Below are 14362 nucleotides of genomic sequence, written 5' to 3' on the forward strand. Positions count from 1 at the left end.
GCGGTCCGCCGCGTCTACCAGCTGTTCAGGAGCGGTCGCACCGCGTTGGACTGATCGTCGGAGGCTGCGGCGTTCGTCTTCGGTGAGCCCGCCGAAGATGCCGTCGGAGATGCCCTCGTTGAGGGCGTATCGCAGACAGGCGTCAGCTACGGGGCAGCGACGGCACGCTGCTTTGGCTTGTTCGATCCTCAGGGTCCACGGCCCTGTAGTGCCGTTGGGGAAGAAGAGCTCGGGGTCTTCATTGCGGCAGTGCGCTGTGGCGCGCCAGTCATGGGTGGTGCCGGTGTCGTTCCTCATGCGGCGACCGCCTGTTGTTGGGCGCGCTTGCGTGCGCGGGTGACGGTGCGGGGGTGGCAGCCGATGCGTTCGGCGATCTGGGCGGTGGTGAGGCCTTCGCTGGTGAGGCGGGCGACGCGGCGGGGGTCGATGTCCGGTGGTGCTTGGCCGGGGCGCTGGCGGCCGTGGGCGGTTTCCGGCTTGGCGTCGGGGTTGTCGATGTTGTCGTCCCAGGCGAGGGGGCCGTGCCAGCCGTGTTTGCGGGCGTGGTTGCGTGCGCGTTGGTTGGTGCCGGGGGTGCGGCTGAGTTCCCGGTAGATCCGTGTGGTGGTGTGGGCGGTAGTGGCGCGGACGTGTTCGTATTCGCCGCGGCTGATGCGGCCGACGGCGCTCACGTGGAGTTTGAGGTGCGGTGCGAGCGAGGCGAGGCTGTAGCCGATGGCGGCGAGTGCGCGGATGCGGCGTACCGTGCCGGTGGCGTCGACGTCGCGGAGGTCGTCCGGGGCTTGCGTGATGGGGATGTTGAGGACGGCGCGGGCTGTTGCGGGCGACACGGTCGCCTGGCCGTCTTCCAGGCCCCTGATGGTGGTGTGGGCTAGGCGGGCGGCGCGACTGATCTGTGCTTGTGTCCAGCCGTGGGCGTAGAGGCGTTCGACGTGGTTGCGGGTTTGGGTGGCGTCGTGGCGGCGCCGTTGTCCGCGGTGGTGGTCGAGGCGAAGGCGGGCCATGTAGCGGTAGTTGGCTTGTTCGCAGGCCGTCTCGCGGCAGCCCCGTAGGTAGCAGGCGCGGCTCGGGGTGTGGTCGGCTTCAGAAGTCACTGCTTCTCCTCTCCGGTGTGGGGCTGGTTGGTGGCGTGGATGCGGCGGCATTCCCACAGGTCGTCGGTGTTGGTGCCGGGCTGGTTGTCGGGTGCGGCGGGGATGCGCGGGCTCCGGCGGGAGCGGACCCAGTGGAGGGCGGCCTGGACGCCGAGGGCGACGCCGGCTGCGGTGGCACCGCAGACGATGCAGACGGTGACAATGGCGCCGCCGACGATCGCGTCCACGGTCTCGACGATCTCGGCCATCACGTCCGCCTCCTGTGCCTGCGGTCGGCGTGGGCGTATGCGATGGCGGTCGCGGAGGCGATCAGGCCGAGGACGCCGACGAGGAACACGATGCGGCAGCTCATGCCGCCCTCCCTCGGGCCCGGGCGATACGGCGCTGGGCGGCGATGGCCCGCCCCTTGCCGGTGATCCGCCAGACGCCGATGCGGTGCCCGTGCGTGCTGGCCTGGGTCGAGGGCACGGTGCGGCCGGTGTGGGCGATGATCCCGGCGCCGCGGAGGCTGTTGATGGCGGCGCCGAGGAAGCCGTGTCCGAGTTCGGGCAGGACGTCGCGCAGGTCGTTGCAGGACCATTCGTCGTGGCGTTGCCCGAAGTGGAATACGGCCTGTTCGACGAGGAACTGGTCCCACGACGATTGGTCGGCGATCTCCTCCAGGAGGAGGTCCTTCTCGGCGGTGGCGAGGCGTTCGGCTGGGGTGAGCTTGCGGGCCATGGCGGGCTCCTTGTGATGTCCTTGGTGGTGGCAGCCCCGCATGGCCCGCGGGGCTGCCTGACGGGGCGCGGGCTACTGCTGGGCGCTCTTGAGGGCCATGCCGCGTTCCTTGATGTAGGCGCCGAGGCTGGTCGGCTGGCCCGTCTTGGGGTGCATCAGCGGCGTAGCGAGCGCACTGGACGCCTCGACCTCCCGATAGAGGGCGAGGAGGCTTTTCGGGGTGGCGTCGTCTGAGCTTGCGGCATCGATCCACGTCGTGGCGTCGATCTCCTTGCCGCCGTCGCGCAGCCAGTCCAGGTAGGGCTTGGCGATGTCGCGCGCCCCGTTGGGCTGGTTGAGGACGAGGCCCCTGAAGGCGGGGCAGCGGGACTTGATGAAGCGGAGCCGGTTGGTCTCGTCCATTTCGGCGGCTACACCGAACTCGAACTCGATGCCCTTACGCTGCTCCGCGAGCAGGCCCTTGCTGACGGGAGTCTTGCTGCCCTTTTCCAGGACCCACTTCTCCGAAGCCCGCATCGTTGCCACGACGTGGCCGGGGTACGACATGAGGGCCTCGATCATGTCGTCCTGGATCTCGCCACCGTCCTTCCAGGCAGCGAACTTGTTCCCGCTGTACTTGCTGTCGGCGACCTGGGAGACCTGGTCAAGGGTGCCTTCGGCGCCCTTCCAGAAGTGGGTCAGAGAGTCGATCATGACGACCGGGTAGCCGGCCGCGGCAGCCGCCGCCAGGGCCTTGATGAGGCCGCGCGGGTTGTAGCGGCGCATCGGGAAGTGGTCGAACTCGACCGGTAGGTCGTTGACGTAGAGGGTGGCGGCATTGCGTTCGGTGTCGATGACGGCGAACCGCTCGCCCTCAGCGAAGCCGCCGGCGGTGGACAGCCCGGTCCACGTCTTGCCGCACCCGGAGGGGCCCTGAATGGACAGGCGGCCCTTCTGGCCATCCTTGCTGGCTGGTCGGAAGACAACCGGTCCGTCGTCGTATTCGTCGGTTCGCTGCGCCTGCCGTCCGGCGCGGACGGGCTGGCCGAGGGGCTGGGTCATGTGCGGGTTCTCCTAGGCGTACTGGCGCTCGACCCATGAGGGGAGCGAGGTGAACGGGGACTCGAGATAGCCCGGCCATTCGCCGGATTCGCGGCACAGGGCGTAGGTGTTCAGGGCCCGGTCGTTGAGGTGGCGGCCGATGCTGCGGGCTACCGGGTCGCAGGTCGTGACGACGACGAGGTAGGGCGGTTCTTTCTCCTGGAGCACGAACTGGAACGGCCGCTCGGGGTCGATCAGGTCGAGGGCTACGCCCGCGTCGAGGTAGTACTCCTGCTGCTGGTGATAACCCCAGTCGTGGATCACCTTGGGCAGGTCGACGGGGTTCGCTGACTTCGTGGTCTTGTAGTCGACGATCTGTCCGTCGTGGCGCAGCCAGTCGAAGCGGGCCCGCCGCCAGATCCCGTGGTCCTCCCAGAATGCGGACTGTTCGGCGATGCCGGAGTCCGGGTCGAGGAATCGGGCCGCTTCGGGGTCTGCCCACAGGGCGGCGACCATGGCGTCGAGCTGCTCCAGCTGACTGCGCTTCATGGGGATCTTGCCTTCGGCGCGGATCGCGGCGACCTCTGCCTTGACGGCGTTGGTGGTCCACTTCTCCGCGTCGACCAGCACGAGTTCGGGCCCGTCGCCGAGGACTCGAGTGTGTGCTGCGGTACCGAGTTCGAAGTCCTTCTTCACCGGTTCCGGGTGCTCGGACCAGTACTTGAATTTGGCGGGGCATTCGGTGGCGAGTTTGCGGGCGCCGGTGGAGGAGAGGCTGCCGCCAGGGATGGGGTCGCTGTGGTAGAGATCGGCGGAGATGTTGTACAGGCCCGGCTGCACCTCCTTCGGGGCCTCGACGGTGGCGGTCATGCGGCGGCCTTCGCGCAGGTCTCGCAGCGTCCGTCTCGGGTGAAGGGGCCTGCGGTGTCGCCGCACGGGCAGGCCAGGGGTGCTTGGCCGGTGGCGATGCGGTGGAGTTTGGCGAGTCCTTCTTCGTCGTAGCGGGCCAGGTGCAGGGCTTCGGAGAGTGCCGGGTATGCGGTGCGGAGGATGGCCCGGTTGGTGACGTCGGCGGCGTCGATGGCGGCCATGAGGTGTTTGGTGAAGCTGCCGGGTTCGGCGCCGCCACGGCGGTCGTAGCGCCAGAGGACGTGTCGGGCGGTTCCTGCCGGGATGATCGGGTTTGTGGTGCTCATGTGCTACTCCAAATGGATGTGGGGTGCCAGGCCGCCGCAGAACGGGGGGTGCGGCGGCCTGGCTGCGGCGGAGCTGGAGGGGTGTGCTCTACGCCGCGTCTGGGTGGGTGGTGGTTGGTGGCCGGACTCGCTGACCGCTATCCATCCAGCGAGCCCGGCGGTCTAGGCGGCCGGGCCGGTCTTCAGGGCCCAGGCGGGGACGTGCGCCGGATCGGTGCTGCCGAACGCCTGCTGGAGGGTGAGGGCCTGGATGGGTTCGGTGGCCTGATCATCGGGATCGCTGGTGTCGCGGTACACGGGCGGCACCCGGACCGCGGCCGCGTTGGCCTCGGCGGCCAGGTAGGGGGCCAGCTGTTGCTTGAGGCCGTCGGCGCGTTGGGTTTCGAGACGGACCCGCTCCTGCAGCTGCCCGACCTGCGTGCGTGTGGTTCGCAGGTCGTGGAGGGCTCCGCTGACGTCGATGCCGGCCTGGTCGAGTTGGGCCTCGAGCTCGGTGGTTCCGGCCCGCAGCTTCCTGATCTCAGCGAAGGATGCGGCGATCGTCCGGTAGGCGTCGTCGAGTTCGCCCCGAAGCTGTGTGGGTGTCTTGCCGCGGTGTCGTCCGAGGCTGCGGAGGCGGGGCAGGCGGCTCATGACTCGCCTCCCTCGTCGAGGTGGCCGAGCCCGAATCGGTAGAGGAGCTCCACCTCGATGCCCTCGTGGCCGGTCTCAAGGAACTGGTGAAGGTCGGCGAGCCGCTCCTCCCCGGTCATGACGCCGCCTCCTTGGCGGTCATGCGGGCGTCGAATTCGCTGTAGGTCTCGGTGAGCCCCGCGATGATCGACTCTGTGTAGTTCGGGGAGAACGCCTGATGGACGGTGGCCACGGCGGACAGGTAGCCGTCGACCTGCGCCGCGGTCCACCGGGACTCGTCCTTGCCGAACGCCCGGTGGGCGATCGCATCGGCGCGGGCCAGAGCGTCCTCTTCCAGGTCCGCGCGGGGCCGAGGATCCACCGGGGCAGTCATGACGTCACCGCCCGAGCCGCGCCGCGCAGGGCGGCGAGGACGTCGCTCTGTGTGCGGCCCGGCATCCGTTCCCACGGGACGACGAGTTCCTCGCCGAGTTGGATGACCAGGGCGTCCCATGCCTGGAGGGTGGCTTCCTCGGCCGCCGGGTCGATGCCGGGCTTCACGAACCCGGCCGCCCGATCGATAGCGAAGATCATCGAGTTGCGTTCGGGATCCCACCCCTCCTCCTCCTCCAGCAGAACCGCCGCCCGGTACAGGACGCTGGCGACACGCGAGCGAGTCACAGACAAAGTCACCACTACGCCACCGCCTTCACGCTCGTGCCGCTGGCGGTGAACGCCGAGGTCTGCCGGTGGTCGCGCCTCACGCGGCCGAGCCAAGTCCTCCACGTGATGGGGCCGTGGCACTTGCGGTACGGGTCGTGGAACCAGGAACGGCGATACGCCAGCCCACCGCAGTCAGGGCACGCGATCTGAGGTCCGACCGGAGGCCTCCCTCCGTTCGCACCGAAGGCTTCCTGCCGCTGGAACTCGTCCGGCCGCTCAAACTCCAGGTAGCCCTCGATCACAGTGGCTTCCTTGAGCGGGATGTCCGTCCAGTCGTCGACCCAGTAGGCCAGGGCGTCGTCCTCGTTCTCGGCCTGCACGAAGAGCACCCGGGTGATGGTCTCGGTGACGATGATCGGGTAGCTGCGTTCGTTGATGCCCCACGCGTTCACGGGTGTTGAGTCGTCGAGAAGTTCCTGCACCTGCGGGTCCGGTTCGGCGAGCACGGGGCGGGGCCACTTGCTTCCGAGGTACTCGTGCGCGCCGAGGTGCTTCAGGTTGCGGTCACACGTTTGGTAGCTGCTGTCGGGCTTCGGTTCTCCGCACTTCATCACGCCACCTCGGGCAGGGTTTTGAGGGATTTCATGCGCCGCGTCCAGGCGGCGAGCCGGGCCACTTGCTCGGCGAGGTTGTCGAGCGTTTCGGCGGGGCTGTCGGTGACACTGATCGCGACCGCACCAGCGCCTTCGCCGATGACGAGGCGGGCTGTGGGCGCACCGTCGAACAGACTGGGGCCGACTTCGATGCGGACAGGCCCGTCATTCAAGGCGACGGTCACACCGCCCACGATCTTCGCGGTCATCGCGCCTCCCCGGCAGGTACGCTGTAGCTGTCGTCCCAGTAGTGCCGTTTGTCAGCAGTCCGGTGATCGCCCCGGTGCCGGATCGGGAGACTGCAGTGGGTGCCACGCCTCGACACTGACGGGCATGTCGCCGCCCCCTCCAGCTCTGCGTTCCGGGCCCGCAGGCGGCGGACCTCCGCCAGCAGGGCGGGCATGTGGTCGTGGGCGTCGGCGATGAACAGGGCGATCCCGCCTGCCCAGTCCGGCAGCTCCGCGAGGACCTCGCCCGACTCGTGGTGACGCACCACGTAGCGCCCGAACCGGTCCGGGGTCCCCTCGACGTACTCGCTGCGCCACTCACCGCCGTACCAGTCCCCCGGATGCGACATCTCGATCTCGTCGAGCTCCTCGACCGTCAGCACCGGGTCGGAGCGGCCGAGCGGCACCGGCAGCGCACCCCGCTCCCGCACCGCAGCAGCCAGGTCGGTGATCGGATCAGTCACGACGCCTCCTTGGGACGGTGGTTGGTGGCGGCGAGGGCGGCAACATGCTCAGCCCAGCCGGGATAGTCGGCCGCTGTCGAGCAGGCCTCGGGGTGCTCGACCGCGAGCCGCTCCCACGTGTGGTCCAGCGGATCGGCGAGATGCCGCATCTCCGCCCCACGCCCCGACAGCCGAACCGCCTCGGCTCCCAGCGCAGGCAGTGCACGATCCAGACGCTCGATCTGGGGCGGGGTATCGATCGCCATCACCGGCCACCCGCCTCGTCAGACTTGGCGTCACCGAGGGCCGCTCGCCGCACTGGCTTGACCCATTCAGCAACCGGGACCGGGTTCTCCCACCGAACAGCGTTCCGCTGCTCGCGATCACACAGGTCAAGGACCCTGGAGAGCCGACGATTCAACCCGTCTCGCTCGCTGCGCAGCTGGTCGATCTGCTTGGCCTGCTCGGTGATCTGCTGGTAGTAGCGGTCCGCGGCGGCAGCCTTACCGCGCAGGAGCTCCAGATCGGCGTCACGCTCACCCAGCAGCCCCGCAAGGCGGACAGACGTCTCCTGCGCTGCGTCACGCTCGACACCGACCGCAGCCAACTCACCGCGCAGATCGTCAATCACTGCACTGCGTTGCCGCGCCTGACGGGACAGCTCCTGCCGCAGACGGGCAACGAGCCCCCGCGTGCGGCCCAACTCCCAGCTGGCCGCCTCAAACTGCTCGTGATAGCTGTTGGCCTTACGCCAGCCGATGCCCGACCACTTCCGCTGCCAAGCGACCTCGACGAGCAGGTCATAGACCGCTTCCGGGGCTTCCGCGATGAACGCGGCATCCGCGCGGTCCTGCGCGCCGCCACCGAAGACCGCCAGCGGGCTTCCGGACTCGTCGGTGACCACCCCACCGCGGACGTTCGCCTTCCACGGCCCCGGCGTCACGGCATCGACGAGGCCGCGTACCGCCTTAATACGTTCGTCGCTCAGGGGCCTGTACGGGTCGGCTTCGCGTTCCGGCATCGGGCGCTCACTCATCACCGTCACCGCCCTCGAAGTCGCGCAGGCTGATGACGTCGTCGGGCCGGATGCGGTCCGGGACCGCCGCCAGCTCCCCGTACTCCGTCAGCACCCGCGACACCCCGTCGAGGACCGCGTCCGCGGGGACGCCCCTGTAGAGGTCGAGGACCACGGCCCCCAGCTCATCCACCAGAGCCGCCCGCTCGGCCGACTCCAGCCGGGCCCGCCAGCCGATCGCATCCCGCACCGCGCTCATGCCGCACCGCCTTCCGGCCGGCGCTCCAGCAGCTCGACACGTCCCTGCAGACGCTCCACTTCTCCCAGCACCCGGCGCAGCGCGTACCGGTCCACGCTCACCGACCGGCCCTCCGCCTCGACGCTCAGGTCCAGCAGCAGACCGCGCACATCCTGCGGTCGCAGTAGTGACTCCTCACGCGCCTTCTCGTGCCGCGCCAGCTCCTCCTGCTCCGCCATCACAACGGACCAGTACGCGTAGAACAGAGCGTCCAGCGCGGCGTCACGCTCGCCGTCAGACGCCAGACGAGCCCAAGCGGCACGGCCGATGTCCTCGATGTCGAAGTCCTCCGGCCGGTCCGCCAAGAGCTCCTGCTCGGCCTCGTCGAACAGCCGCGACCACAACGGCTTCACGTCGACCTCGGCGACGATCTCCTCGAAGGTCAGATCACTCATCACGGGCACCGCCCTCGGCCGAGCAGGTGCAGCGGCTGGTCATGCCCGACGCGTAGGCGCACAGTGCGTCGTGCCCGTCGCGCGGCGGAAAGGGCTCCTCGGTGCGGGCCGTGTACAGGGCCTCGCGGTGGACGTCCATCGCGGCATCTCGGGACCCCGCAGTCTTGGACGACCGGTTGATTACGTACTCGCCGAGGAAGAACCCGGCGTGCCGCTTGTCGCTGTTCTCGTCGAAGATGACCGTGTCGTAGTAGCCGCCGCCGATACGGACGGTCGACACGAGAAGGTTCTTGGTGTCCGTGACGACCGGCGTCTGCCGCACGATCTCCGGAAGCCGATTCGGGGATGAGACCATGATGTTGGTCCACCTCTCTTCTCTACGGATGGTGTGGGTGGATCTCGCGGCTCACGGGCCGCGGTGGCCCCGGCTGCCGGCGACTCGCCAGAAACCGGCGGTTGGGGCCGCAACCGCCTAGGCGGCGGACTTGGCGGGCTTGCGCTTCGCCTGGCTCTTGCGAAGGCGGGCGATCTTGGCTGGCTCAGCCGGTACGCGGCAGAGCTGGCGGATCTCCGCACGGTCTTCCGGGCTGAGCCACTTCGCACGGCCCATACGGGTGTGGGGGAAGCCGTGACGGTTCAGTCCGTTGAGGAGCCATCGCTTGCCGCATCCGAGGTCTTCAGCGGCCTCGTCGGGCGGCAGGAAGCCGTCGCGGCGCATCATCGTCTCGGTCGTTCCTGGGGCCGACTCTTCGGCTGCAGCGCCGTCCTGGTCGGCCGGAAGGGAGGGGGCGGCTTCGGGGCTGGTCATGTCACCTCGTTTCTTGGAGCTCCGTCGTTGGGGCCAGGAGCTCTTCGTCAGTGGAGTTGAGGACTGTGCGGAGCCGGACGTAGCGCTCAGGTCCCATGCGCGAGCGGGTGCCGGTTTCGAGTCGCTGGAGGTAGCTGCGGTCGATGCGGGCGGCTTGCGCTGTCTCCTTGATGCCGAGGCCTTGGCGCATGCGTCGCTTGCGCAGTGCGGCCCCGTTCACCTCGAAGGTGGGTGGTGGTGCTTCCATGACGAGAAGCTACGAGGTTCTGCGAGTTTCTACAAGTCTTACCTATTAGTAACTTGCATGAGTTGACGCTTTCAGGCAGGTGCGTGCAGCACCTAGTTACGAGATCGTCAAAGTTCAGGCCAAAACTGAGGTGTTCCTAGCTGTTCCTGATAGGTGCTGCAATGATGTGCAGCATGGCTGTCCCCCACGATGACCTCGCACTTCAGCGCCTCGCCCGCCTCGTCAGGCAGCGACGCGTCGAGCTGGGCATGAACAAGATCGACGTAGCCAAAGCGGCAGATATCACCATCAACACGTACATGAAGGTCGAAGATGGACGGCCAGTGCGCGACGTGACCTACGGCAAGATCGAGCCAGTCTTCAAGTGGGCAGCGAGCACATGCCGGGACATCCTCGCCGGGGCAACGGCACCCACGACCATCGAACCCAGCGCCCCCCAGAGCTCCATCTCCCCTGTCTCCGTCGGCGACCTCGCCGCCGACGTGGAAGACGCCGTCCAGAACGCGGCGATCTCCGTATCAGACGACCTGACGGCGGCACAGATCCGCGCCCTCAAGCAAGGCGTGATCGACGAGCTCAGGAAGCGCGGAAGAATCCCCGACATTGAACGCAATTGATCGCGTCTGCCGTACAACCATTCGCTTTAACCGTTTCGTTACCCGCCGAGCACCGGGCACTCTGGTCGAACACGGTCACACGCACGCTTCAACGTGACACCATCAGTGGTCACTTGGGAGGTTCCCTCACCCGAAAGGGGGAGCCCGTGCACGAATTGCTCACCATCGACGCCGGACCCGGCTTCAACGGATTCCACGGGAAGGTGGATGGACAGATCGTGTGTGCAGCGACGCCCCGGGTCGAGCACGACGCCGCAGTACGACGCGCCGTGCGAGACCTGATCAGGCGTCAAGGGGGCGACTGCGATGCCTGCCGCAACTGCGTCATAGGCAGACACGAGTCGCAGCCGTAGCGGACGGCCGGCGGCAGGGGTGCCAGCCGGTCCCCGCACCCAAAACCCAGGGGGCACCGTGGCGTACACCGAGTGGCGCGGGAACACCTGCCGGGTCGTCTGGAACACCGGCAAGAAGGACGAACGCGGCAAGTGGATCTACGACCAGCAGGGCGGCTTCACCGACGAAAGTGAAGCCAAGAAGTATGGGCTCGACCGCGAAGCCGACATCCGCAACGACCGCTACATATCCCGTCGCGACGGCTCCGTCCTCATGAAGGTCTACTGCAAGACCTGGCCTGACACCCAGGATGTCGGCCACCTGCGCAAGAGGGCGATCAAGTCGATGATCCGCCTCTACATCGAGCCCCGCTGGGGTGATACCGCGGTCGGCGACATCAAGCCCTCGTCATACCGGGCCTGGAAGATGTGGATTGAGGGGCAGTCGCACATCGGCGAGGGGTATGGCCGCGAGATACTCGGCACCTTTTCGATGATGATGGACGACGCGGTCGAGGACGGGTTGCGCCAGTCCTCCCCCGTCCAGAAGAAGCGACGCCGCGGGAAGTACCGGAAGAAGAAGCGTGAGCGAAAACGCAACATGCACATGGAGGACGTGTTTCAGCTCGCCTGCAACGGGCTGATGTTCTGGGGCTTCCCTGGATTCGTCTACGAGTTCATGATGCCATTTCAGGGTATGCGACCGGCCGAGCTCTATGCGCTGCGCCGCGAGTACTGCCACCCCTACTGGCCTGCCTCCGACCCGCTCGACGATCCCGAAGAAGAAGACCGCGAGGAGCGGCATGCGGACGACCTCCTGCGCTACGGACCGGACCTGATGCCCGCGCTTCGCGTGCAGTGGCAGCACCAGCGGGAGGACGGCGTGCTCGGGCTTCATCCGCCAAAGTACGAGAGCCAGCGTGCGCTCGTACTGCCGCCCTTTCTCGCTGAACTCCTGGTGATGCTGCTTTCCTCACACGACAGCGAGTGGGTGTTCCTCTCAATCAATAACGGCCTGCTGGCCAACGCGAACTTCACGTACCACTACTGGCGGCCGATCGCAGACGGGCGCCCCGCGAGCGAGGAGTTCCCGCGCATACGCCTTGGGCAGGAGCAGCTCGTCGTCTCGCGACGGCCTCTGCCGGAGATCCCGGCCGTGCCGAACTGGGCGGGCAAGCGACAGTATCTGAAGCGGCACGGGCAGAAGGAGTGGCTCGACGAGGACGGCCACAGCCGGATCGCGAGCGAGTCGCGGATGGGGCACGAGGTCGCCGGCGTCGAGGGCCTGTACGCCAACGTGACTCCGGAAATGGAGCGGCGCATCATGGAGACGCTGCAGATGCGGTGGTACCGGTTCGTGGTGACGCTCCCGGAGAGCTGGAAACCGCCTCCGTCTCCCACTCCTCTCCCAGTGGATCTTTCGGAGTGGATGAAGTTGCAGGTCAAGGAGGCTAAGGCTGCGTTGGGATGATCTGGTTCATGAAGTTCATCACGACCAAGAGCTTCATGCCCTTCGTCTACTACCGGATCGCGCTGGGCATCGTGCTGTTCATCCTGGTGGGAGCGGGTGAACTGAGCCCGCACGCGGGAGAGTCGGGGGACTAGACCGGGCCTCGGGCGCCCCCCCTGAACATCACGAAGGCCCCCGCGGGGGGGCCTTTCGCACGCTGTTCAGCCCTGACAAGAGGCCCCGCCGCTGATGCCTGAGCGGCCGGCGCCACTCCGGCTCGGCCACATGCCCGCCACCGGGCCATCGGGGACCGCATCCGCACCGCACGCCTCAGCGCCCGGCTCTCCCAGGCCGCCGTCGACGAGCGGATCGCACGGAGTCACAAACGCTCTCCACCGCTACGAGACCGCTCGGAGCGTGCCCGCACTCGTTGACCGGTTCCTCATCGCCGATGCACGGATCCGCGTGCCAGATCACCGCTGCGCCGCCGCCCGACGCCGAGTCCTTCACCACCGTCTCGGCCCTCTCGCCCGGCCGGATCGGCTCATCGCACCGCCAGCACAGCTGCGCACCCCGGCTCATGAGCCCTCGCTCTGAGTCGGGTACACCGCCAGTTCCCGCAAACGCCGCCCCAGCTCAGCCACCCGCAACCCGGCACCGAGCGGTGTCTCGCACGGATCCGGCTCCTCGCCCACCATGAGCAGCGCGTCCCGCGTCGCGTCCACCACCCGCAGATGCGCGTACCAGGCCCGGCTCCGTACCGGCGCGCGGGCCATGGCCCGCTCCGCGCTGGGCAGGCGGAGGCGGATCTCGGCGAGGAGGCGCCGGTGCACCTCGGCTGTCTCCGCGGGCGGGGGCAGTGTGCCGCAGGCGGAGAAGGCCGCTTCCAACAGTCCGTCGAGGGCGGACTGGTCCGCCGTGAGTGTCATGACCGGACCCCCACCGCGAGGGAGTCGGCACCCGCCCACGCGGCCAGCGCGCGCAGCACGACCGCCAGGCGGCGCTCGCCCAGCGGCAGGACGCGGTCGACGAGGACCTGCCGCCCGAACGCGAGGGCGAGGACGACCTCCAGGAAGGCGTACTCGCCTTCGCTGAGCTCCATCTCGGGCAGGCGCAGGGACAGGTGGGTCCAGTCCGCGTAGACGGCGCCGCCGGTCCGCACGACGAGGATGCGCTGCACGGCGGGCCGGGCCAGGAGCGCGTGCTCCTCGATGAGCATCTCCACCGCGATGCGCTCCTGGCCCTCCGCCGCCCAGGCCCGCAGGCGTTCCTCGACGGACCAGGGCGCGGGCGGTGTGGGGTCGTGGTGCACGGTCATCCCAATGCCTCCGCGAGAAGTCCGGGGCCGCCGCTTGCTCGGAGAACAGAGGCGAGTTGGGCTGGCTTGGTGAGGCACCCAGAGCCATCCGGCCAGGTCACCCAGAAGCGCCCGCACACCGGCGCGCCCGTAGGCGGGCAGAGCAGCCGATCGCGCCCAGAACCGTGGCCACGCGGCTTCTGCGACGATCCAGTGCTCGCTGCGGATGGGGGGGCGAGGGCGCCCAGACTCCACGCCTCTCGGACGAGGCCAGGGTTCGCGGCAAGTGTCTCCTGCATCGTGCTGCTCCTGCTGGGTGGCCATAGGTTCCGCCCTGTCCTGTCTCGTGGGGTCCTGTTACGGACCGTACGGACGGGGCGCCGAGGAGCTCCAGAAACTTCTACGAGATTCTATGAGGTTCACCCAAGGGCCCGCAGAGCCAGCGCGATCAAGCTCCGGGCCTCGGCCCCGTAGACGGCGAGCTCGGACAGCTCGGCGAACGTCTCGGCGTACATCGCGACTTCGCGCTGCTGGGTGAGTGTCAGGTATCCCGAAACCAGCTCGACGTTGACCTGTACGGAGTCGTAAATCCAGAACCCCTCAACGGGCATGCGGCTGCGGCTGGCGCTCATGGGGACAACGCCGAGGCTGACGTTGGGCAAAGAACCAACCGTGATCAGCTGCCCCAGCTGGCCAGCCATGACCTCTCGTCCGCCCATCCCCGAGCGCAGTACGGACTCTTCGACGAGGAACGCGAAGGTGCGGCCCCCCTCGTGCAGGATCTGCTGCCGGTCCATCCGCGCAGCGACAGCCGCGTCGACATCGTCTACGGCAACACGGCGTCGCTGCACCGCTCGCAGCACGGCTTCCGTGTACGCGCGGCTCTGGATGAGGCCGGGGACGAACCACGAGGAGTAGGCCCGGAAGCGTGTCGTGCGTTCGAAGAGAGGCCGTACGGCTTCCTGGGCGTGACGCAGGCCGTCGCGCTCCATCCTGCGCCAGTCGACGAACATGCCTTCCACGTCGCGGAGCCGCTGGATGAGGTCAGCGGCCTGGTCCTCGGCGCCGCACGCTGTGCACCAGGCCCGAATGTCGTCAGCGGACGGCGACGTGCGAGCGGTCTGGATCCGGGAGACCTTGGACGGGTACCAGCCGAGCCTCTGTGCGAGCTGGCTCCCCTTGAGGCCTGCGTCCAGACGGATCTCGCCGAGGCGGTCGGCGAGATCCTCCCGAGCCTGCTGAGCGCTGGACGAATCCGATGACGCCATGGTCGGC

At 68.1% G+C, this 14362-nt stretch carries 25 protein-coding genes and 2 pseudogenes; 3 read left to right on the forward strand and 24 right to left on the reverse strand.

All coding sequences use genetic code 11. The annotated features are described in order from the left end of the window. Window positions 1-42 precede the first annotated feature (42 nt). From CP982_RS42455 to CP982_RS07790, 21 genes and pseudogenes are all read right to left on the reverse strand, one after another. Window positions 43-297, reverse strand: a pseudogene (locus CP982_RS42455) (WhiB family transcriptional regulator); the annotation flags it as partial. Continuing rightward, window positions 294-1094 carry a helix-turn-helix domain-containing protein gene (locus CP982_RS07700; protein ID WP_170316389.1) on the reverse strand — a complete coding sequence of 267 codons (801 nt, stop codon included), beginning with the start codon at window positions 1092-1094 and terminating at the stop codon, window positions 294-296. The pseudogene CP982_RS42455 and the gene CP982_RS07700, both read right to left, overlap by 4 nt. After that, window positions 1091-1342, reverse strand: coding sequence for a hypothetical protein (locus CP982_RS07705; RefSeq protein ID WP_150509828.1), 252 nt, complete (start codon window positions 1340-1342; stop codon window positions 1091-1093). Before CP982_RS07705 ends, CP982_RS07700 begins: the two co-directional genes overlap by 4 nt. A 100-nt stretch (window positions 1343-1442) precedes the next feature. Continuing rightward, window positions 1443-1814, reverse strand: coding sequence for a hypothetical protein (locus tag CP982_RS07710; protein WP_150509829.1), 372 nt, complete (start codon window positions 1812-1814; stop codon window positions 1443-1445). A 72-nt stretch (window positions 1815-1886) separates the two neighbouring features. Further along, on the reverse strand, window positions 1887-2855 hold the full coding sequence (locus CP982_RS07715; protein WP_150509830.1) for an AAA family ATPase: 969 nt from the start codon (window positions 2853-2855) through the stop codon (window positions 1887-1889). 12 nt (window positions 2856-2867) lie between these two features. Next, window positions 2868-3704, reverse strand: a complete 837-nt coding sequence (locus tag CP982_RS07720; RefSeq protein ID WP_150509831.1) for a PD-(D/E)XK nuclease family protein — start codon at window positions 3702-3704, stop codon at window positions 2868-2870. After that, on the reverse strand, window positions 3701-4030 hold the full coding sequence (locus CP982_RS07725; protein WP_150509832.1) for a hypothetical protein: 330 nt from the start codon (window positions 4028-4030) through the stop codon (window positions 3701-3703). The genes CP982_RS07720 and CP982_RS07725 overlap by 4 nt, the downstream gene beginning before the upstream one ends. A gap of 162 nt (window positions 4031-4192) precedes the next feature. Beyond that, entirely contained in the window at window positions 4193-4663 is a 471-nt protein-coding gene (locus CP982_RS07730; RefSeq protein ID WP_150509833.1) for a hypothetical protein, read from the reverse strand. Continuing rightward, window positions 4660-4782, reverse strand: a complete 123-nt coding sequence (locus CP982_RS42945) for a hypothetical protein (RefSeq protein WP_260423134.1) — start codon at window positions 4780-4782, stop codon at window positions 4660-4662. The genes CP982_RS07730 and CP982_RS42945 overlap by 4 nt, the downstream gene beginning before the upstream one ends. After that, a complete protein-coding gene (locus tag CP982_RS07735) occupies window positions 4779-5036 on the reverse strand; it encodes a hypothetical protein (protein ID WP_150509834.1) in 258 nt (85 codons plus the stop codon). The genes CP982_RS42945 and CP982_RS07735 overlap by 4 nt, the downstream gene beginning before the upstream one ends. Continuing rightward, complete coding sequence (locus CP982_RS07740) at window positions 5033-5323, reverse strand: DUF6197 family protein (RefSeq protein WP_150509835.1); 291 nt, start codon at window positions 5321-5323, stop codon at window positions 5033-5035. The genes CP982_RS07735 and CP982_RS07740 overlap by 4 nt, the downstream gene beginning before the upstream one ends. A gap of 14 nt (window positions 5324-5337) precedes the next feature. Next, the gene (locus CP982_RS07745) at window positions 5338-5811 is read right to left on the reverse strand and encodes a hypothetical protein (RefSeq protein WP_150509836.1); all 474 of its coding nucleotides are present in this window, start codon (window positions 5809-5811) and stop codon (window positions 5338-5340) included. Window positions 5812-5915: 104 nt separating this feature from the next. Then, window positions 5916-6167, reverse strand: a complete 252-nt coding sequence (locus CP982_RS07750; protein WP_150509837.1) for a hypothetical protein — start codon at window positions 6165-6167, stop codon at window positions 5916-5918. Continuing rightward, window positions 6164-6649 (reverse strand): hypothetical protein, encoded by a 486-nt coding sequence (locus CP982_RS07755; protein ID WP_150509838.1) that lies wholly within the window; start codon window positions 6647-6649, stop codon window positions 6164-6166. The genes CP982_RS07750 and CP982_RS07755 overlap by 4 nt, the downstream gene beginning before the upstream one ends. Beyond that, window positions 6646-6894, reverse strand: a complete 249-nt coding sequence (locus tag CP982_RS07760; RefSeq protein ID WP_150509839.1) for a hypothetical protein — start codon at window positions 6892-6894, stop codon at window positions 6646-6648. The genes CP982_RS07755 and CP982_RS07760 overlap by 4 nt, the downstream gene beginning before the upstream one ends. Then, window positions 6894-7649, reverse strand: coding sequence for a hypothetical protein (locus CP982_RS07765; protein ID WP_150509840.1), 756 nt, complete (start codon window positions 7647-7649; stop codon window positions 6894-6896). Before CP982_RS07765 ends, CP982_RS07760 begins: the two co-directional genes overlap by 1 nt. A gap of 7 nt (window positions 7650-7656) precedes the next feature. Beyond that, window positions 7657-7902, reverse strand: coding sequence for a hypothetical protein (locus CP982_RS07770; protein ID WP_150509841.1), 246 nt, complete (start codon window positions 7900-7902; stop codon window positions 7657-7659). Next, window positions 7899-8336, reverse strand: coding sequence for a hypothetical protein (locus CP982_RS07775; RefSeq protein ID WP_150509842.1), 438 nt, complete (start codon window positions 8334-8336; stop codon window positions 7899-7901). The genes CP982_RS07770 and CP982_RS07775 overlap by 4 nt, the downstream gene beginning before the upstream one ends. Beyond that, complete coding sequence (locus tag CP982_RS07780) at window positions 8329-8691, reverse strand: hypothetical protein (RefSeq protein WP_150509843.1); 363 nt, start codon at window positions 8689-8691, stop codon at window positions 8329-8331. Before CP982_RS07780 ends, CP982_RS07775 begins: the two co-directional genes overlap by 8 nt. A 117-nt stretch (window positions 8692-8808) precedes the next feature. After that, on the reverse strand, window positions 8809-9144 hold the full coding sequence (locus CP982_RS07785; protein ID WP_150509844.1) for a hypothetical protein: 336 nt from the start codon (window positions 9142-9144) through the stop codon (window positions 8809-8811). A 1-nt stretch (window position 9145) separates the two neighbouring features. Next, complete coding sequence (locus CP982_RS07790) at window positions 9146-9391, reverse strand: helix-turn-helix domain-containing protein (RefSeq protein ID WP_150509845.1); 246 nt, start codon at window positions 9389-9391, stop codon at window positions 9146-9148. A 173-nt stretch (window positions 9392-9564) separates the two neighbouring features. Here CP982_RS07790 and CP982_RS07795 point away from each other — a divergent pair, with 173 nt between their 5' ends. From CP982_RS07795 to CP982_RS07805, 3 genes and pseudogenes are all read left to right on the forward strand, one after another. After that, window positions 9565-10008 carry a helix-turn-helix domain-containing protein gene (locus tag CP982_RS07795; protein ID WP_150509846.1) on the forward strand — a complete coding sequence of 148 codons (444 nt, stop codon included), beginning with the start codon at window positions 9565-9567 and terminating at the stop codon, window positions 10006-10008. A 411-nt stretch (window positions 10009-10419) separates the two neighbouring features. Further along, window positions 10420-11811, forward strand: coding sequence for an integrase (locus CP982_RS07800; RefSeq protein WP_150509847.1), 1392 nt, complete (start codon window positions 10420-10422; stop codon window positions 11809-11811). After that, window positions 11811-11945, forward strand: a pseudogene (locus CP982_RS07805) (undecaprenyl-diphosphatase); the annotation flags it as partial. The gene CP982_RS07800 and the pseudogene CP982_RS07805, both read left to right, overlap by 1 nt. Window positions 11946-12368: 423 nt before the next feature. On the opposite strand, the gene CP982_RS07810 reads toward CP982_RS07805, so the two are convergent. The 3 genes from CP982_RS07810 to CP982_RS07825 form a co-directional block, all read right to left on the reverse strand. Further along, complete coding sequence (locus CP982_RS07810; RefSeq protein WP_150509848.1) at window positions 12369-12719, reverse strand: DUF6415 family natural product biosynthesis protein; 351 nt, start codon at window positions 12717-12719, stop codon at window positions 12369-12371. Further along, window positions 12716-13108, reverse strand: a complete 393-nt coding sequence (locus tag CP982_RS07815; protein WP_150509849.1) for a hypothetical protein — start codon at window positions 13106-13108, stop codon at window positions 12716-12718. The genes CP982_RS07810 and CP982_RS07815 overlap by 4 nt, the downstream gene beginning before the upstream one ends. Before the next feature lie 398 nt (window positions 13109-13506). Continuing rightward, window positions 13507-14355, reverse strand: coding sequence for a helix-turn-helix domain-containing protein (locus tag CP982_RS07825; RefSeq protein WP_150509851.1), 849 nt, complete (start codon window positions 14353-14355; stop codon window positions 13507-13509). Between the last annotated feature and the right edge of the window lie 7 nt (window positions 14356-14362).

The sequence above is a fragment of the Streptomyces spectabilis genome (assembly GCF_008704795.1).
Lineage (GTDB): Bacteria > Actinomycetota > Actinomycetes > Streptomycetales > Streptomycetaceae > Streptomyces > Streptomyces spectabilis.